Here is an 18,622-nt window from a genome sequence, read left to right on the forward strand (position 1 = left end):
CATGATGAGCATGGAGACCACCAAACGGGTGTGGCAAGCCCGGCTTGATCCTCGGCGCAACACACCTTCCATTGGAATCTACTCCCATGTAAAAGACCGGTGGGGCATCTTCCATGCGCAGCCCTTTGTGCTCAATGAGCGCCAGGCGGGCGTGGCCATTGAAGGTGTCATCCGCCAAGAAAAGCTGGAGACCAGCCAGCTTGCTGTGGATACCCATGGCTACACCGACTTTGCCATGTCACATGCCCGTTTGCTTGGTTTTGATCTTTGCCCGCGGTTGAAGGAACTCAAACAGCGCCACCTCTTTGTGCCACGCGGCACCAAAGTGCCCGCAGAAATCGCTGCGGTGTGCGAAGCCAATGTCGACGTCGCTTTGATCGAAAAGCATTGGGATAGTCTGGTGCACCTGGCAGCCTCGGTCATGAGCGGACATGCCAGTGCGGTGGCAGCTCTTGCGCGGTTCGGTTCTGCCGCCCAGGGCGATCCAATCTATGAGGCTGGCGTGCAATTGGGGCGGTTGCTGCGTACGGCGTTTTTGGCTGACTACTTTGTCAAGGACGCTTTCAGGAACGAGTTGCGCCGGGTGCTCAATCGGGGCGAGGCTGTTAACGCCCTCAAGCGCGCCATTTATACCGGCCGGATCAGCCCGGCGCAGGCCAAACGTGTCGATGAAATGCAGGCTGTGGCCGATGCGTTGAGCCTGATGGCCAACATCGTGATGGCGTGGAATACCTCACAGATGCAGGCGGTCCTGGATCGCTGGTCGAACCGCCGCCAGGTCATTCCACCGGAACTGATCGGGAAGATTGCGCCCACCAGGCTGGAGAGCATCAACTTGCGGGGTGTGTTTCGCTTCCCGGTTGACCGCTATGCTGACCAAATCCTGCCTTCGCGGCCAAATGCATCGATAACTGGCACCAATGGATGAAACCGACCACGGTTTGACGCCACGAATCGCAGATTTGAAAGTGAACAGGAAAGTCAATGAAATCAACGATCTACCAACACCACCTCCGCGCCAGTGCTAGCTTTTCGTACCGTCACTTATTGCACTGAAAACGAGGAGACCCCACGATGCACCCGTGACCATGAAAAATTCTGCCGCCGCCTCCGGCATGCCCGCCGCTGGTGATCGCGTAAATCATGTTCAGCCCTTTGCTATCAAGCGCCAGCAGCTCCATTAAAGAGAGCAAAGTCAGAACTTCGGGATGCGGATGCGGCTGATCATCAGCGCACCCGAGAGCGCGAACAGCAGCACCAGCGGGTGCAGCGTGAAGCCGCCGAGCATCACCTTGCCCAGCCAGAGCTGCTCGCGCACCGCGCCCGTGCCGGCGGCGAGCGCCAGCAGCCCCACCAGCACGATGGAGGTGGGGATGGGCGTGCCCTCGAAGTACTTGACCTTGCCGCTGTCGTCGGACAGGGTTTCGGCGGTGACGTTGAAGCGCGCCAGGCGCGATACGCCGCAGGCCACGAAGAAGGCCAGCACCACGCGGTCGTACAGCCCCTGCATGCCGCAGCCGTAGGCGATGACGGCGGGCGCCACGCCGAACGAGATCACGTCGGCCAGCGAGTCCAGCTCGCGCCCCATGGCCGAGCTTTTCTGGCGCCAGCGCGCGATGCGACCGTCGAGCACGTCGAACACCAGCGCCGCCAGCACCAGCGCGCAGGCGTAGAAAACGTGGCGCACGTCATGGTGCTCGATGTAGCTGAGGGTGGAAAACAGCGCCCCCACGCCGCACACCGCGTTGCCGAGCGTGAACCAGTCCGCGAGGTGGAACTCGCGGATCATCGAAAAGCGTTTCGGGGCGGGACTCATCCAGCCATTATGGAACTGTGCTCCTGGCGGTGCCCCCGGCGGCGCGGCGCGCGGCGAAGTCCACGTACCACGGCAGGCAGCCGGGGTTGGCCATGGCGTCGCGGTTGACCACTTTCTCCAGCGGCTGGCCCAGCAGCAGCTTCTTGATGGGCAGCTCCTGCTTCTTGCCGCTGAGGGTGCGTGGCACTTCGGGCACCTGCAGGATGTCGTCGGGCACGAAGCGTGGGCTGAGTGCCGTGCGGATGGCGCTGGCGATGCGCGCGCGCAGCGCGTCGTCGAACAGCACGCCCGGGCGCAGCACCACGAACAGCGGCATGTAGCTTTCGCGCCCGAGGTATTCCAGATCGACCACCAGGCTGTCGAGCACCTCGGGCAGGCCCTCCACGGCGCTGTAAATCTCGCTCGTGCCCATGCGCAGGCCGTGGCGGTTGATGGTGGCATCGCTGCGGCCATAGATGGTGCAGCCGCCCTGCGTGCCAATCTTCAGCCAGTCGCCGTGGCGCCACACCGCGCCCATCTCCGCCGGGCCGTCGCCGCCCCCAGGCTGGCGGCCGTGGCCTGGGGGGTACATGTCGAAGTAACTCGCCAGGTAGCGGCTGCCGTCCGTGTCGCCCCACAGGTACAGCGGCATGGATGGAATAGGCTGCGTGCACACCAGTTCGCCCACGGCGTCGTGCACGGGGCGGCCCTGTTCGTCCCAGGATTCGACGGCGGCGCCGAGCATGCGGCACTGCATTTCGCCCGGCACCATGGGCAGTTCGCGGTGGCCGCCGATGAAGGCGCCGCAAAAGTCGGTGCCGCCCGAGAGGTTGTTCCACCAGATATCTGGCGTGCCCAACGTGGCGAACTGCGCCGTGCCCCACGCCTGCACCTCGGGTGCCAGCGGCGAGCCGGTGCTGCCGAGCCAGCGCACGCGGCCCAGGTCGCCGCAGTCGGCCAGCTGCAGCCCGGCCTTCATGCAGTTGGCGTAAAAGGCCGCACCCGCGCCGAAGCAGGTCACGCCGGTCTCGGCGGCGAAGCGCCAGAGTACGCCCCAATCCGGGTGCTCCTTGCTGCCACCGGGGTTGCCGTCGTAGATCACGCAGGTGGTGCCGCCCAGCAGGCCGGCGACCTGGGCGTTCCACATCACCCAGCCGGTGGAGCTGTACCAGTGGTAGCGTTCGCCGAAGGAGTTGGGGGCATAGCTGGCGCCCACGTCGTTGTGCAGGGACTTGAGCTGCAGCGCCACCAGGATCATGCCGCCGTGGCCGTGCACGATGGGCTTGGGCAACCCGGTGGTGCCGCTGGAGTAGACGATCCACAGCGGGTGGTCGAACGGCAACCACAGCGGCTCAAAGGCTGCGACTTCGGCATCGTTTCGGGCTGTAGCGCTTGCGTAGCTTGCGCCATCAGCTATTTTTTTAGAAGCATCCAGGTTGTTCACCAGCAGCACGTGCTGTACCGTGGGCAGGGCTGCGCGCAGCTCGGCCAGCACGTCCATGCGGTCGATGTCGCGCCCGCCGTAGGTCACGCCATCGGCTGCGATCAGCACCTTGGGCGCAATCTGGCGGAAGCGGTCGAGCACGGCGTGCGTGCCCATGTCGGGGGCGCACACGCTCCACACCGCGCCCAGGCTGACCGTGGCCAGGAAGGCGACGACGGTCTCGGGAATGTTGGGCAGGTAGGCCGCCACGCGGTCGCCCGGCTGCACGCCTTGCGCGCGCAGGTGCAGCGCCAGCGCCGCCACCTGGCGGCGCAGCTCGGGCCACGCCAGTTCGCGCTGCAGGCCCTTTTCGTTGCGGCTGACCAGCGCGGGCTGGCCCGCCGCATGGGCCGGTGCCACATGGCGCAGCACCTGGCGCGCGTAGTTCACCTGCGCGCCGGGAAACCACTCGGCGCCCGGCATGCGGTTGCGCGCCAGCACGGCGCGGTGCGGGGTCGGGGATTCGATGGCGAAGTAGTCCCACACGCTTTGCCAGAAGGCATCGAGCTCGGTCACCGACCAGCGCCACAGCGCGTCATAGCTGGCGAATTCGAGCCCGTGGCGCTGGCGCAGCCAGTCCTGGTACAGGCGCAGTTGGGGAACGTAAGGGGGTGTTGTGCTTGTCTCCATGGGGCGCAGCGTAGCGCGCACGTCCCCATGGCGACGTCACCCGGTTGACAGGGCGCGCGCCGCGCGCAGCGGGCGGCGTGCGCGGACAGGGCGGGCGGGCCGAGGCCCGCCATGGCGCCTACCGTGCCGGGCGTGTGAAGATCTTCCCGGGGTTCAGAATGTTCTGCGGGTCCAGCGCCTGCTTGATGGCCCGCATCATGGCCACGGCCCCTTCCCCGGCCTCTTCCTGCAGGAAGTCCATCTTGTGGATGCCCACGCCGTGCTCGCCGGTGCAGGTGCCTTGCATGCGCAGCGCGCGCGCCACGAGCTGGTGGTTGAGCTGCTCGGCGCGTGTGCGCTCGTCGGGGCTGTCGGGGTCGATCAGGTAGCCGAAGTGGAAGTTGCCGTCGCCCACGTGGCCCACCAGGAAGTACGGGATGCCGCTGGCATCGGCTTCGGCCACCGAGTCCAGCAGGCAGTCGGCCAGGCGGCTGATGGGTACGCAGGTGTCGGTGCTGATGGCCTTGCAGCCGGGGCGGCTCTGCACCGCGGCGAAGTAGGCGTTGTGCCGCGCGGTCCACAGGCGCGTGCGCTCCTCGGGCGTGGTGGCCCACTCGAAGGCATTGCCGCCCCATTCGCGGGCGATGTCCTGCACCACTTCCGCCTGTTCCTGCACGCCCGTGGGCGAACCGTGGAATTCCATCAGCAGCAGCGGCTCTTCGCGCAGGTGCAGCTTGCTGTGCGCGTTGACCATGCGCACCGCGTTCACGTCGATCAGCTCCACGCGCGCAATCGGCACGCCGAGCTGGATGGTCTGGATCACGGTGCGCACGGCGGCCTCGATGCTGGGGAACGAGCAGATCGCCGCGCTCACCGCCTCGGGCAGCGGGTACAGGCGCACGGTCACTTCGGTGAACAGGCCCAGCGTGCCCTCGCTGCCCACCATCAGGCGCGTGAGGTCGTAGCCGGCGCTGCTTTTCTTGGCGCGCGTGCCGGTGCGAATGACGTCGCCGCTGGCCGTCACTACCTCCAGCGCCAGCACGTTTTCGCGCATGGTGCCGTAGCGCACGGCGTTGGTGCCGCTGGCGCGCGTGGCGGCCATGCCGCCGATGCTGGCGTCGGCCCCGGGGTCGATGGGGAAGAACAGGCCCGTGTCCTTGATGGCATCGTTCAAGGCCTTGCGCGTGATGCCGGGCTGCACCGTGACGGTGAGGTCGTCGGCGTTGACGGACAACACGCGGTTCATGCGTCCCAGGTCGATGCTGATGCCGCCCTGCACGGCCAGCAGATGCCCTTCGAGCGACGAGCCCGCGCCGTAGGGGATCACCGGCACGCCGTACTGCGCGGCCAGGCGCACGGCGTCCTGCACGTCCTGCGTGCTTTCGGCGAACACCACGGCGGCGGGCGGCGGCGCCTGGAGCGAGCCTTCGTCGCGCCCGTGCTGCGCACACACCGCGGCGGCCATGCTGCACTGCGCGCCAAAGCGTGCGGACAGCGCTGCCAGGAAGGCCGGCGGCACATCGCGTGCGGGAGAGGGCGTGGGGGCGTGGCTGTCCATGGCGAGAGGGGGTGGTGGGGCGGCGAAAAAGAATACCACCGCCAACGTGCGACGCCGTGGCCGGCGGCAAGCCGCGCCACGGCGTCGCTAAGGGGGCGGAATGTGCGGGTCAGGCGCGGGTCAGGCGCGGGTCAGGCCGAGGGGATGGGCGCGTCGTCGTCGTCAGAGCGATGGCGCTGCGGCGCTGGGCGGGTGTCGGGCTGCCAGGCGCGCAGCACCTGGGCCTTGCGGCCGGGCTCGGCAGAGTAGGCCCAGGCCGCTGTGCCCTGGCCCAGCGAGAGGGCGGCGAACAACAGCAGGCTCGCGGTTTCGAACGGGAACTGGGGACGTGGTGTGGCCTTCATCGGGGAGAGACTCCGTAGGAAAGTGGAACACGCACCCATTGCACCGCAGCGTGGAGGTGTCGGGCCAGTCTTTTTGCCTGCTGTTTCCCGCGCCAACATTTGCGAGCGTTATGTAAAGCCCTGGGCGCGCAGGGGCAATGGCGGCCCTCCGGGACAATTCGGCCCCCCCCTGCATTTCTGGAGACGACCCCATGGGCAACCGCCTGACACAGATCGCCACGCGCACCGGAGACGACGGCACCACCGGCCTGGGCGACAACACGCGCGTGTCGAAGAACAGCCGCCGCCCGCATGCCATGGGCGACGTGGACGAACTGAACTCGCACATTGGCCTGTTGCTGTGCGAGCCGCTGCCGTCCAGCGTGCGCGAGCTGCTGATCGACGTGCAGCACCAGCTGTTCAACCTGGGCGGCGAGCTGTCGATTCCGGGCTTTGCGCTGCTCAAGGACGATGCGCTGCTGCAGCTTGACCAGGCGCTGGCGCACTACAACGCGCAGCTGCCGCGCCTGCAGGAGTTCATCCTGCCCGCGGGCACGCGCGCCGCCGCGCAGGCCCATGTGTGCCGCACGGTGGCACGCCGCGCCGAGCGCGCCGTGGTGGCCTTGCAGGAGGCCGAGCCCATGCGGCCCGCGCCGCGCCAGTACCTCAACCGCCTGTCGGACCTGCTGTTCGTGCTGGCGCGCGTGCTCAACCGCATGGAGGGCGGCGACGACGTGTACTGGAAAAGCGAACGCCTGGCCCGCCAGGATGCTACTGAATGAATAGCTGCCAGCGCTTACCAGACAAGGGCCAGGAGCACATTGGGCTTGAAACCGGCGCGCCCCAGCCCAGCAGACGCCGCGCAAGGGCCGCCCCGCCGCGCTGGCGTCGTCCCCCTTCCCGTAGCGCGCAGCGCGTAGAGAGAAGGGGGAAGCGACGAAGTCGCTCAGGCGGTTGGTCTCAGGATCGCCATGGTGATGCGTGACACGCAGGTCAGTTCGCCGGCCTCGTTGACCATGTCGATCTGCCACACATGCGTGGTCTTGCCGATGTGTACCGGCCGCGCCGTGCCAGTGACCCAGCCTTGTGTGGCCGCGCGCAGGTGGTTGGCGTTGATGTCCAGGCCCACGGCGCGGTGGCCTGCGGGGCAGGCGCAGGCGGCGCCGACCGACCCCAGCGTTTCGGCCAGCACCACGCTCACGCCGCCGTGCAGCAGGCCGTAGGGCTGCTTGGTGCGCGCGTCCACGGGCACGCGCGCGCGCAGGAAATCGTCGCCGATCTCGGTGAATTCGATGCCCAGGTGCGATACCGCGCAGCCCTGGTTCCAGGCGTTGAGTTTGTCGAGGGTGAGGGGTTCGGTCCAAATGGCCATAGGGTCTCCGGGTCTTTTGCGAGGGACAGTTTCGCGTAATAGGGGCTTCCTAGAATCGCGCGCTTGTGTGGCCATTATTGGCCGCCAGGGGCCGCCCGCTGTTGCGCAGGCGACAGCGCGCCAGGCCCTTTCTGCCTGTTTTTGTGATTGTCCTGTCCATGCATCGCCGCCAGTTCGTATCCCTTGCCGCCCTTGCCGCACCCGCCTTCGTCCGCCAGGCCCTGGCCCAGGAGGCCGGCCTGACCGCCAAGACCCTCACCATCGGTTGCTCCGCTGCCACCACCGGGCCCCTGGCCAGCTCCGGCCTCGACATCCAGCGCGGCACCGAGGCCGCCATGGCCCAGATCAACGCGCGCGGCGGTATCCATGGCCGCGCACTGCAGCTGCTGATGATGGACGACGCGTACGAGCCCGAGCGCACCGCCGCCAACGTGCGGCAGATGCTCGCGCAAGGCCAGGTGTTCGCGCTGCTGTCGTGCTTTGGTACGCCGAACAACCAGGCCATCCTGCCGCTGGTGGAGGAGTCCGGCATTCCCTACGTGGCGCCGCTGTCGGGCGCGATGTCGCTGCGCAAGGGCACGCGCAACGTGTTCCACGTGCGCGCGAGCTACACCGACGAGATCGTGCGCCTGGTGCAGCGCCTGACCGGCATGGGCCTCAAGGGCATCGCCGTGGTTTACCAGGACAACGCCTACGGCCGCGAAATGCTGGACGACGCCACGCGTTCCCTGGCCGCACAGGGGCAGAAGCCGGCGCTGCAAGTGGCCGTGGCCACCGACGGCAAGAACCTGGCGGGCGCTGTGGCCCAGGTGGCCGCTGCCCGCCCCGCGGCGGTGCTGCTGGCCACGGCGGGCACGGTGTCGGTGGGGCTGGTGCGTGGCCTGCGCAAGAGCGCGCCGGGGGTGCTGCTCACCGGCCTGAGCCCGACGCTGCCCAGTGACAGCCTGCGCCAGCTGGGCGAGGACGGCAGCGGCATTGCGCTGTCGATGGTTGTGCCCGACCCGCACCGCGCCAAGCTGCAACTGGTGCGCGACTACCAGTCCGCCATGCGCGCGCAGGGGCACCAGGAATTCACCCCGGGCAGCCTGGAGGCCTACGTGAACACGCGCGTGCTGGCCGAGGGGCTGGAGCGCACCGGGCGCGACCCGTTGCAGGTGCGCCTGAACGCCGCGCTGGCCGCCATCCGTAATCTGAACCTGGGCGGTTTCATGGTGGACTACAGCGGCCAGACGCCGTTCGTCGGCTCGCGCTACCTTGATCTGGGGGTGCTGGGCAGCGCGGGGCGCTTCGTCTAGCGCGCTTCTTCTTTGATAGCTGCCAGCGCTTTTCCCCAAAGGGCTGGCAGCCTTTTCCCTTCTTATTTGCGCATGTCGCCTGTGTCCAGGCAGCGCTGGTGCCAGCTCAGCGCCTCGCCCAGCAGGTGCGGCGTGTGCTGCGCGCCTTGCTGGCGTGCGCGATCAAAATAATCTTGCAGCATGGGGCGGTAGTCCGGGTGGGCGCAGTGGTCAATGATGGCCTGCGCACGCTGGCGTGGTGACAGCCCGCGCAAATCGGCCAGGCCCTGCTCGGTGACGATGATCTGCGTGTCGTGCTCGGTGTGGTCCACGTGCGAGCACATGGGCACGATGCAGCTGATCTTGCCGTCCTTGGCCACCGAGGGCGTGACGAAGAACGACAGGTAGCCGTTGCGTGCGAAGTCGCCCGAGCCGCCGATGCCGTTCATCATGCTCGACCCCATGAGGTGGGTGGAGTTGACGTTGCCGTAGATGTCGGCCTCGATCATCGAGTTCATGGCGATGATCCCCAGGCGGCGCACCAGCTCGGGGTGGTTGCTGATCTCCTGCGGGCGCAGGATGATGCGCTCGCGGTAGAAGTCGATGTTCTTCTCGAAATCTTCATAGGCGCTGCGCGACAGCGAGATGGCTGTGGCCGAGGCGCGCTTCATCTTGCCGGCGCGCAGCAGGTCCAGCATGCCGTCCTGCAGCACCTCGGTGAAGCCCAGCAGGTTGTCGAACGGGCCGTGCAGCAGCCCTGCCAGCACGGCATTGGCCACGTTGCCCACGCCCGACTGGATGGGCAGCATCTGCTGCGGCAGGCGGCCGTGCTTCATCTCGTGCGCCAGGAAGTCGATGATGTACTCGGCGATGCGCTGCGAGTTGGCGTCGGGCTGCGAGAACACGTTGTCGCGGTCGCCGCTGTGCGTCTCCACCACGGCCACCACCTTGCGCGGGTCCACCTGCAGGTAGGGCTCGCCGATGCGGTTGTCGGCATGCGTCAGGCTGATGGGCACGCGCCGCGGCGGCAGGGCGGTGCCGTAGTAGATGTCGTGCATGCCTTCCAGGCGCAGCGGCAGCTTGGTGTTGACCTCCAGGATCACCTTGTCGGCAATCTCCAGCCAGGTCTTGTTGTTGCCCACGGCGGTGGAGGGAATCAAGAGCCCGTCGGCCGTGACGCCGACGATCTCGATGATGGCCACGTCCAGGCGCCCGAGGAAGCCGAACCACGCGTGCTGCGCCACGTGCGACAGGTGCATGTCGATGTAATCGATCTCGCCCGCATTGATCTTCTTGCGCGCCATGGCGTCGGAGTTGAAGGGCAGGCGCTGCGCCATCGCGTCGGCCGCGGCCAGCAGGCCATCGACCTCGGGCGCCGTGGAGGCGCCGGTCCACACGTTGATGCGGTAGGGCCGCCCGGCCTTGTGCTCGCTCTGCGCGTGCGCCGCGATGGCCTGGGGCAGCGCCTTGGGGTAGCCCGCGCCGGTGAAACCGCTCAGGCCCACGGTGGCGCCGTGCGCCACGTGCTGCGCGGCCTGCTCGGCCGTCATGCTGCGGGAAAGAAAGTCTGCGTGGCGCACGCGCTCAGCCAAGGCCATGGGAAGCATCTCCAGTCACGATGAAAAAAAGCCACCCTTCAAACGAAGGGCGGCTGCGGGCCCGGCCCGCGCCGCGCGATGGTAACGCGCGCGGCGCGCAAGGTTAGGGGTAAACCCTGAAATCCCGATGGCCGGACTCACACGTCAGGCCCACGTAATCCAGCGGGTTATGGGGCGCGCCGCAGCAGTGCGTGCAGCAGGATGGCGCCGAAGGTGGCGGTGCCGATGCCGCCGAGGGCGAAGTCACCGAACTTCAGCGTGAACTCGCCCGTGCCCAGGATGATGGTGATGGCGGCGACGATCAGGTTGGTGTTCTGCGAGAAGTCCACGCGGTTGTCCACCCAGATCTTGGCGCCGGCGATGGCGATCAGGCCGAACACGACGATGGAGACCCCGCCCATCACCGGCAGCGGAATGGCCTGGATCAGCGCGCCGAACTTGGGAGAAAAGCCCAGCAGCACGGCAATCAGCGCCGCCACCAGGAACACTGCGGTGGAGTAGATGCGCGTGGCCGCCATCACGCCGATGTTTTCGGCATAGGTGGTCACGCCCGTGCCGCCGGCCGCGCCGCTGACCATGGTGGCCACGCCGTCGCCGATGAAGGCCCGGCCCATGTACTGGTCCAGGTTCTTGCCGGTCATGGCTGTCACGGCCTTGATGTGGCCCAGGTTCTCGGCCACCAGGATGATGACCACCGGCACGATCAGCAGCATGGCCGGCGCGCTGAACACGGGCGCGTGAAACTGCGGCAGGCCGAACCAGGGCGCTGCGGCGATGCCCGACACGTCGATCGGCTTGCCCAGGCCCAGCCCGTTGGTCAGCACGGCGTAGGCGATGCTGGCCACGATCAGCCCGACCAGGATCAGCAGGCGCTGCACCATGCCCTTGGTGAACACGGCCACCAGCGCCACGCAGACGAAGGTGAGCGCCTGCATCCAGCTCTCGAAGTTGTTGGCGGCCATGTTCTTCACGGGGATGGCCGCCAGGTTCAGTCCGATCACCGCCACCACCGCGCCCGTGACCACGGGGGGCATGAAGCGCTCAATCCAGCCCGTGCCCACGGCCTGCACCACCAGGCCCACGGCGGTGTATACCGCGCCGCAGGCGATGATGCCGCCCAGCGCCACGCCGATGTTGGCGTTCGGCCCCTTGCCCGCGTAGGCCGTGGCGGCGATCACCACGCCGATGAAGGCGAACGACGACCCCAGGTAGCTGGGTACCTTGCCACCGGTGATGAGGAAGAAGATCAGCGTGCCGATGCCGCTCATGAAAACGGCCAGGTTGGGGTCGAACCCCATGAGGATGGGCGCCAGCACCGTGGAGCCGAACATGGCGATGACGTGCTGTATGCCCATCAGCCCGGTCTGCGCCCAGGGCAGCCGCTCATCCGGTCCGATCACGCCGCCACCCTGCAGCACCTGCGCCGGGCGCTCATTCCATTGCAAAAGGGCCATGGGGCTCTCCTTGTGTGAAAGCGCTGATTTTAGAGGTTAGATGGGCCTCTGGCGCTTGTGTAGCAAGCGCAAACAGCTATCAAATCAGGAGTGTGCCGGTGTGCGCTATCACCCAGGGGGGGCCAGACGGGCCCATCGCCGCCGGCCTGCCGAGCGTGGCGGGGCCGTTTTCTGCCGTCACGGGGCCCAGGTTTGCCAGGCCCTCAGCGCCCCGGCTTGCCGGTCTCGAGCGCGTGCAGCTCCTGCACCACGTCAACCACCTTGTGCGCGTCCTCGCGGATGCGCTCGATGGCGTCGCGCGCCTGGCGTGACAGCTGGGCGCCCTGCTCCACCGCCGCCACACCGCCCTGGATGTGGTCGATCATGGCCCGCATCTCCTGCAGCACGGCCTGGATGGTCTGGTGGATGTCGTTGGTGGCGGTGCGGCTGTCGCCGGCGAGTTTGCGCACCTCCTCGGCCACCACGGCAAAGCCGCGCCCGGCCACGCCGGCGCGCGCGGCCTCCACCGCCGCGTTGAGGGCCAGCAGGTTGGTCTGGTCGGCCACGCGGCGTATGCCCTGCACGCTGGCGGCGATGCTCTCGGTCTTGCGCCCGAGTTCGTGCACGCGGGCTGCGGTGTCCTCGAACAGCTGGGCGATCGACTGGATGCGCGCCGTGGCGTCGACGATGGTTTGCGTGCCTTCTTCGGAGAGCTGCTGCGTCTCCTGCGCCACGGCAAACGCCGTGTTCACGCCCTGCTCGCGCGCCTGCGCCTGCTGCACACGCGCGGTGATGTCGGTGGCGAACTTGACGATGTGGCTCACCACGCCGTCAGGGTCGAGCACCGGGTTGTACGTTGCCTCCAGCCACACCGTGCGCCCCCTCGCATCGACGCGCTCGATCTTGCCCTTGGAATACACGCCCGCGCGCAAATCGTCCCAAAAGCGTGGGTAGTCGCTGCTTTGCGCGAATGCGGGCGGGCACAAGATGCGGTGGTGCTGGCCCACCAGGTTCTGGCGGGTGTAGCCCATGGTGTGCAGAAAGTTGTCGTTGGCGCGCAGCACATGGCCTTGCAGGTCGAACTCGATCACTGCCATGGAGCGTTCGATGGCCTCCAGGATGGCATGGGCGCGCTGCGTCTGCTCCTGCGTGGCGGTCACGTCGTAAACCAGCCCCACGATGCGCTCCACCCGGCCGTGGGCATCGCGCACGGGGTAGAACATGCCCTGCACCCAGACCACGGTGCCGTTTTTGCAGCGGCGCTGCGCCATGCCTTGCACGAATTCGCCGCCGCACAGGCGCCGCCAATTGGCCTGAAAGGCAGGGCTGGCAACGTATTCCGGCGGATAGAAAATCGTTTGGGGCTGGCCGATCAATTCGGCACGCTGGTACCCCAGCAGGTCACAAAAACGCGCGTTCACTTCGCGCACCACGCCTTGGACATCCACTTCGACCACGGCTGCCTGCTCTGCAATGGCCTGCCAGCGCCCTTGTGCCGAAAAACGTTGCTGCTGCCACCACATAGGACACCTCGTTGCTCAGAAATACCGGGCGCCTAGTGTACGCGCGGTGAGCGCAAAGCATTGTGGGGAAAGCGCGACAAGCTATTAAAACAATAGCTAACGCGCCGCCAGGGCGCGCGCGATGCGGCCTGGCCGCACCGTGGTCTTGGGCACGTGGAAGGGGAACCACATGCGCACGTCCTGCTCCAGCCCGATGCCGTGCATGTAGTTGTAGATGGCCTTCTTCAGCCCGGCGCCCAGCGCGTCGTGGTCCACCCCCGTGGGGTCGATGAACGCCACATCGTTCTTGGCAAAACCGCCCGGCGGCAGCGGGGCCAGGGTCACGCCGTATTCCTCGGGGTTCTGTCCCACGGGCGAATGCACGGTGCAGGCAAAGCGGTGGAAGAAGCCGCTCTGGATGCAGCCGTTCTCGAACAGCTGGCGCACGTATTCCAGCGCGTCCACCGTGTCCTGCACGGTCTGCGTGGGAAAGCCGTACATCAGGTAGGCGTGCACCAGGATGCCGGCGTCGCTGAAGGCGCGGGTCACACGGGCCACCTGCTCTACCGAGACGCCCTTTTTCATCAGCGCCAGCAGCCGATCCGAGGCCACCTCCAACCCGCCCGAGATGGCGATGCAGCCGCTGTCGGCCAGCAACTCGGCCAGATCGGGCGTGAAGGTTTTCTCAAAGCGCACATTGCCCCACCAGCTGATGCCGGTGCCGCGCGCGATGAGCTCGGTGGCCAGGGCTTTGAGCGCCTTCGGCGGCGCGGCTTCATCGACGAAGTGAAAGCCCGTCTGCCCGGTCTCGGCCACGATGGCCTCGATGCGGTCAGCCAGCACCTGGGCGCTGGCGCCCTCGTAGCGGCCGATGTAGTCCAGGTTCACGTCGCAGAAGCTGCACTTCTTCCAGTAGCAGCCATGCGCCACGGTGAGCTTGTTCCAGCGCCCGTCGCTCCACAGGCGGTGCATGGGGTTGAGCATGTCCAGCAGCGACAGGTAGCTTTGCAGCGGCAGGCCGTCCCATGTCGGCGTGCCGACTTCGGCGAAGGCCACGTCGGCTTCCATCAGGTTTACGTAGCGCACTTCTCCACCAGCGTTGCTGCCCTCGCGTACGAAGGTGCGTACCAGCCGCTGGCGGCTACGCGCGCCGCGCAGGTGCTCCAGCAGCGCGAGCAAGGGCCGCTCGCCCGCGTCCAGCGTCACGTAGTCGAAGAAGTCGAACACGCGCGGGTCGCTGAGTTCGCGCAGCTCGGTGTTCACGAAGCCGCCGCCGAGCACGGTGACGATGTGCGGGTGCTGTGCCTTGATGGCCTGCGCGATGCGGAAGGCCCCGTAGACCGAGCCAGGAAAGGGCACCGAGAGCAGCACCACGTCGGGCGCATGGCGCGCCACGGCCTCGTGCGTGAGCGCGGCCAGGGCTTCATCCACCAGCGTGGGCGGCTGGGCCAGCGCATCGGCCAGCGGGTCGAACGTGGGCTGGCTGCCGGCCAGCTGCTCGGCGTAGCGCACGAACTCGAAGCGCGCGTCCACCGCATCGCGCAGTACGTCGGCCAGGTCGTTGAGGTACAGCGTTGCCAGGTGCTTGGCCTTGTCCGCCAGGCCCAGGGCGCCAAAGGCCCAGCCCAGCGGGTCGCCGCTGCCGTCGTCCTCGTACACGTCCAGGGCGGCAAAACGCGGCCCCTCGGGCAGCCAGGCGCGGCCCGCGATGCGGTGGGCCAGCGTGCCGTCGCGCCCCTGCAGGAAGGCGATCACCGGGCCGATGGTGGCCAGGTAGCGGTCCTGCTGCGCGAGGAACGACTGCACGGCGGGGCTGCGCCGTCTTTCTGGCAGCGCCTGCGCGCGTTCCCCGGTGCGTGCCAGCCCGTCGCGCGAGAGCAGCCGCAGCACCAGCGCGATCGCCAGGTCCTCCTGGAAGGCGGCCACGCCGCGCGAGCGCAGGAAGCCCGTGAGGTAGGCGGTGGAGGGGTAGGGCGTGTTGAGCTGCGTCATCGGCGGAATGACGGACAGCACGCGGGGCGTGGCAGCGGGCATGGAAAAAGCGCGGGGGGCAGGATTATTCCGGCACGGCGCGCGCGCAGCGCGCCTGCTTGACGGCGTACATGGCCTGGTCGGCCTGGCGCAGCGCCTCATCCGCGTCCAGGCCCTGGGCGGCGATCACGCCAACGCTGGCGCCGGGGTAGTCGATGGCGAAACCCGGCCAGGCAAAGTGGCCGCGCGTGGCCTCGGCCAGGCGCTGGCCGAAGGCCTGGCACGCGGGCTCCATGGGGGTGCCGGCAGCCGGGCCTGGGCCGATCACCACGAACTCGTCACCGCCGTGGCGCGCCGCGAAGTCCTGCTGGCGCAGCGTTTCGCGCAGGCGTGCGGCGATCTCGGCCAGGAAATGGTCGCCCGCGTCGTGGCCATGGGTGTCGTTGATGGCCTTGAAGCCATCCAGGTCGATGAAGGCCACGAGCACGAACGTGCCCTGGCGCTGGCCCTGTGCCAGCTGACGCTGCAGCACTTCGCGCAGTGCCCGGCGGTTGGGCAGTCCGGTGAGCTGGTCGGTGTGGGCGTAGGTGGCCAATTGGGCGTTGGCGTCCACCAGCTGCTGCACCAGCCGTTCGCGCTCCACCTGGTGGCCGATGAGGTAGGCAAACAGCGCCAGCGCCTTGGGCACGGCCTCGGCCAGCGGGTGCTGCTGTGCGCTGGCGGCGCACAGCGTGCCGTAGAGCGCCCCGTCCGTCATGCGCACGGGGGTGCTGATGTAGGTCTGGATACCCAGCGCGGCCGCGGCCTGCGAGTCGCCCCAGCAGGCGCCCACGTCGGCGGTGAAGGGGCGCCCTTCGTCGAGCGCGCGCTTGCACAGCGTGTCGCCCCAGGGCACGGCCAGGCCTTCGGGAATGCACATCCGGTGCGTGTTGCGCGCGTACAGGACGCGCTGCACACCGTGCTCCAGGTCGATCACCGTCAGGTAGGTCGACTCCATCCCGGTCACGGCCTCCAGCAGCTCCAGCAGCGGCCGGGTCAGCTCTTCGGTGGTGCGGGCTTGCGTGACGCAGCGGGAGAGCTGATCGAACAGGAGATCCATGCCTCGGCCCTCGCTATGGTGCAACGGTGGGCCACGCCGGGCGCCGCCCGGTGAGCTGGCTGACGATGGCGGCCTTCAGCGGCGGCAGGCGGCTGGAGCCCGCCAGGATGGCCTGGCGCAGCAGCTTGGGCAGGGGCCGGTCGTCGGTGTACAGGCGCACGATGGCGTTGGTGCCCTGGAACAGCGGCCAGGCGTGGCGGTGGTGGGCGCTGGCGTAGCGCTGCAGCACGCTGGCTGCGCCCAGGTCAGCGCCGTCGGCCTGGGCCGCAACCAGCGCCTGCGTCAAGCTCTCCACACCCGACAGGCCCAGGTTGTAGCCGTGCGCCGTGACTGGATGCATGCCCACGGCGGCGTCGCCCAGCAGCGCGCAGCGCGCCCCGGCGAAGCGGTGCGCGTACACGGCCACCAGCGGGTAGGCGTGGCGCTCGCCCACCAGGTGCATCTGCCCCAGGCGGTTCTGGAACTGCGCCTGCACGCGCGCAGTGAATTCCTCGGGTGGCAGCGCCAGCAGGGCCTGGGCCTGTTCGGCGCTGGCCGTGACCACGGCCGAGCACATGGGTGTGCCGTCGATCCAGTCGTTGGGCAGCGGCAGGATGGCCAGCGTGCGGTCATAGCCAAAGCACTCGTGCGCCGTCTCGTGGTGCGGCAGCTCGTGGCGCATGCGGCAGACGATGACCGTGCGGCCGAAGTCGGTCATGGCGGCGCCGATGCCGAGCTGGCGGCGCGTGGCGGAAAAGCGGCTGTCGGCAGCTACCACCAGCGGTGCCTCCAGTTGCTGGGCGTCGCCAGCGGCGTCGGTGTATTCCAGTGCGGCGTGGGTGGCGCTCACGGCCACGCGCGTGACTTTGGCGCTGCTGACGATCTGCACGCCCGCGGTGCGCGCGGCCACTTCGTAGGCCGTGCGGCGTAGTGCATGGTTGGGCACGATCCACCCCAGGTGCTGCACTCCCGTGCCGCCCGCGTGCAACTGCATGGCACTGCGTTGGCCCACGGGGCCGTCGTGCACCTGGGCTTCGCGCAGCAGGCCGACCTCGTGCTCGGCCAGGCGCTGCCAGCTGCCCAGGCGCTGCAGCGTGGCCACACTGGGATGGGTGAGTGCGATTTCACGCCCGTCGGGCGCAGGGGCAGCCAGCGCCTCTTCGGGCTGCTGCTCCACCAGGGTGGAGCGGAGGCCGGCCTGGGCCAGTGCGATGGACAGGGACAGACCGGCGGGGCCGGCGCCGACGATGAGCACGTCGCTGCTGCGGTTCATCTGCTGGGGAAGCATGCGGGGGGTTCCATTCTTCAAAGAGCGTGCACCGGGACGCGAAGCGCCCATTGTGCGACTGCCCTGTGGGGTGGGGTTTGTATTGTCTCAAGAATGCGAGCCCATGGCCTCCCCCTGGGTGCACCCGTGCCATCGCCAGTGGTGTGCGGGGCGCTCTGCCCCGGCGGCGCCGTGCACACAGCGCGCTGCGCCGTGTCGTTGTCGGGCCTTGGCACCACGCCGGCCGTTTGTTGGCCGTTTGCTGCAACCCAGGGCATTGACCGTTGCCCGGTCTCTGCGGGCGCAGCCCCCCAGGGGGCTGGCCGGCTTCATCGCATCGCTATGGGACGGAGCAGGCTATTTTCTATGGGTATAGGGATTTTCATTGAGGGAGTGAGGTAGCGATGTTGTATTTAATGCTCGGGATTTTTTAACATTCGCTTAATGTTTGTTATTTAATATTAAAGGTTTATTTAAAATAATAAGATTTAAATTGATATTTCAATTGATTTCCGTCAATTAAAAATATGGAGTTAAATCAATAATCAAATATCCAACAACAAATTCCCTGAGCCATGTCCAGATCCCTTCCTCCTTCAAGCCCCGCTGCCGTGGTGCAGGCGGGTAAACGCACTTTCTTGCAGGAACTGGTGGGCCTGGCGACCGCCTTTGGTTTTGCGTGTGCGGCCACACCGGCCATGGCGGGCTTTCAGCCGCCGCGCCGCCCCGGCATGGAGGGCAAGCGCTTTGGCATGCTGGTGGATTTGCGCAAGTGCATCGGCTGCCAGGCCTGCACGGTGAGCTGCTCGGTGGAGAACCAGCCGCCCATCGGCCAGTTCCGCACCACGGTGCTGCAGTACGAGATCAACAAGGACGACGGCAGCGCGCCCGCCATGGTCAGCCTGCCGCGCCTGTGCAACCACTGCGAGGAGCCGCCCTGCGTGCCCGTGTGCCCGGTGCAGGCCACCTTCCAGCGCACCGACGGCATCGTGCTGGTGGACAACGAGCGCTGCGTGGGCTGCGGCTACTGCGTGCAGGCCTGCCCGTACGACGCGCGCTTCATCAACCACGAGACGCAGACCGCCGACAAGTGCACCTTCTGCGAGCACCGCCTGGAGGCCGGCCTGCTGCCCGCCTGCGTGGAGAGCTGCGTGGGCGGCGCGCGCGTCATCGGCGACCTGAACGACCAGGGCAGCGAGATCAACCGCCGCATGGCCGAACACAAGGAAGACCTCAAGGTGCTCAAGCCCGGCATGAACACGGCGCCGCGCGTGTACTACATCGGCCTGCCCGATGCGTTCGTCAACGGCGTGGACGGCCAGGCCAGCGTGCGTCTGCTGTCCGACCACTGAACCCCAA

Annotated in this window: 15 protein-coding genes; 4 read left to right on the forward strand and 11 right to left on the reverse strand. The window is 67.5% G+C overall.

The annotated features are described in order from the left end of the window. Positions 1–928, forward strand: a 928-nt coding sequence (locus BN2503_RS02695) for a Tn3 family transposase (RefSeq protein ID WP_020207122.1), incomplete at its 5' end; no start/stop codon positions are given. 267 nt (positions 929–1,195) lie between these two features. On the opposite strand, the gene pssA is transcribed toward BN2503_RS02695, so the two are convergent. The 4 genes from pssA to BN2503_RS02715 form a co-directional block, all read right to left on the reverse strand. Continuing rightward, positions 1,196–1,816: a CDP-diacylglycerol--serine O-phosphatidyltransferase gene (pssA, locus tag BN2503_RS02700; RefSeq protein WP_054255110.1), complete on the reverse strand. Its 621-nt coding sequence runs from the start codon at positions 1,814–1,816 to the stop codon at positions 1,196–1,198. Positions 1,817–1,823: 7 nt separating this feature from the next. After that, a complete protein-coding gene (locus BN2503_RS02705; protein WP_054255265.1) occupies positions 1,824–3,908 on the reverse strand; it encodes an acetoacetate--CoA ligase in 2,085 nt (694 codons plus the stop codon). 118 nt (positions 3,909–4,026) lie between these two features. Next, positions 4,027–5,445 (reverse strand): FAD-binding oxidoreductase, encoded by a 1,419-nt coding sequence (locus BN2503_RS02710; RefSeq protein ID WP_054255111.1) that lies wholly within the window; start codon positions 5,443–5,445, stop codon positions 4,027–4,029. Between the two features lie 131 nt (positions 5,446–5,576). Continuing rightward, positions 5,577–5,789 carry a hypothetical protein gene (locus BN2503_RS02715; protein ID WP_054255112.1) on the reverse strand — a complete coding sequence of 71 codons (213 nt, stop codon included), beginning with the start codon at positions 5,787–5,789 and terminating at the stop codon, positions 5,577–5,579. 191 nt (positions 5,790–5,980) lie between these two features. Here BN2503_RS02715 and BN2503_RS02720 point away from each other — a divergent pair, with 191 nt between their 5' ends. Further along, entirely contained in the window at positions 5,981–6,550 is a 570-nt protein-coding gene (locus BN2503_RS02720; protein ID WP_054255113.1) for a cob(I)yrinic acid a,c-diamide adenosyltransferase, read from the forward strand. A 164-nt stretch (positions 6,551–6,714) separates the two neighbouring features. Here the strand turns inward: BN2503_RS02720 and BN2503_RS02725 are convergent, their stop codons facing one another. Continuing rightward, positions 6,715–7,140: a hotdog fold thioesterase gene (locus tag BN2503_RS02725; protein ID WP_054255114.1), complete on the reverse strand. Its 426-nt coding sequence runs from the start codon at positions 7,138–7,140 to the stop codon at positions 6,715–6,717. A 158-nt stretch (positions 7,141–7,298) separates the two neighbouring features. Here BN2503_RS02725 and BN2503_RS02730 point away from each other — a divergent pair, with 158 nt between their 5' ends. Continuing rightward, the gene (locus BN2503_RS02730) at positions 7,299–8,435 is read left to right on the forward strand and encodes an ABC transporter substrate-binding protein (protein ID WP_054255115.1); all 1,137 of its coding nucleotides are present in this window, start codon (positions 7,299–7,301) and stop codon (positions 8,433–8,435) included. 62 nt (positions 8,436–8,497) lie between these two features. Here BN2503_RS02730 and scpC read toward each other — a convergent pair whose 3' ends face one another. The 6 genes from scpC to ubiM form a co-directional block, all read right to left on the reverse strand. After that, positions 8,498–10,012: a succinyl-CoA:acetate CoA-transferase ScpC gene (gene scpC, locus BN2503_RS02735; RefSeq protein WP_054255266.1), complete on the reverse strand. Its 1,515-nt coding sequence runs from the start codon at positions 10,010–10,012 to the stop codon at positions 8,498–8,500. Between the two features lie 167 nt (positions 10,013–10,179). Continuing rightward, complete coding sequence (locus BN2503_RS02740) at positions 10,180–11,466, reverse strand: solute carrier family 23 protein (protein ID WP_054255116.1); 1,287 nt, start codon at positions 11,464–11,466, stop codon at positions 10,180–10,182. Between the two features lie 203 nt (positions 11,467–11,669). Then, positions 11,670–12,968 (reverse strand): methyl-accepting chemotaxis protein, encoded by a 1,299-nt coding sequence (locus BN2503_RS02745; protein WP_054255117.1) that lies wholly within the window; start codon positions 12,966–12,968, stop codon positions 11,670–11,672. 96 nt (positions 12,969–13,064) lie between these two features. After that, on the reverse strand, positions 13,065–14,981 hold the full coding sequence (locus BN2503_RS02750; protein ID WP_175537904.1) for a B12-binding domain-containing radical SAM protein: 1,917 nt from the start codon (positions 14,979–14,981) through the stop codon (positions 13,065–13,067). Positions 14,982–15,003: 22 nt separating this feature from the next. Beyond that, on the reverse strand, positions 15,004–16,017 hold the full coding sequence (locus BN2503_RS02755; protein ID WP_054255118.1) for a sensor domain-containing diguanylate cyclase: 1,014 nt from the start codon (positions 16,015–16,017) through the stop codon (positions 15,004–15,006). A gap of 13 nt (positions 16,018–16,030) precedes the next feature. Then, complete coding sequence (ubiM, locus tag BN2503_RS02760; RefSeq protein WP_054255119.1) at positions 16,031–17,284, reverse strand: 5-demethoxyubiquinol-8 5-hydroxylase UbiM; 1,254 nt, start codon at positions 17,282–17,284, stop codon at positions 16,031–16,033. 554 nt (positions 17,285–17,838) lie between these two features. Here ubiM and dsrO point away from each other — a divergent pair. Next, on the forward strand, positions 17,839–18,615 hold the full coding sequence (gene dsrO / locus BN2503_RS02765; RefSeq protein WP_054255120.1) for a sulfate reduction electron transfer complex DsrMKJOP subunit DsrO: 777 nt from the start codon (positions 17,839–17,841) through the stop codon (positions 18,613–18,615). Positions 18,616–18,622 lie beyond the last annotated feature (7 nt).

This window comes from Paenacidovorax caeni, from assembly GCF_001298675.1.
Lineage (GTDB): Bacteria > Pseudomonadota > Gammaproteobacteria > Burkholderiales > Burkholderiaceae_C > Paenacidovorax > Paenacidovorax caeni.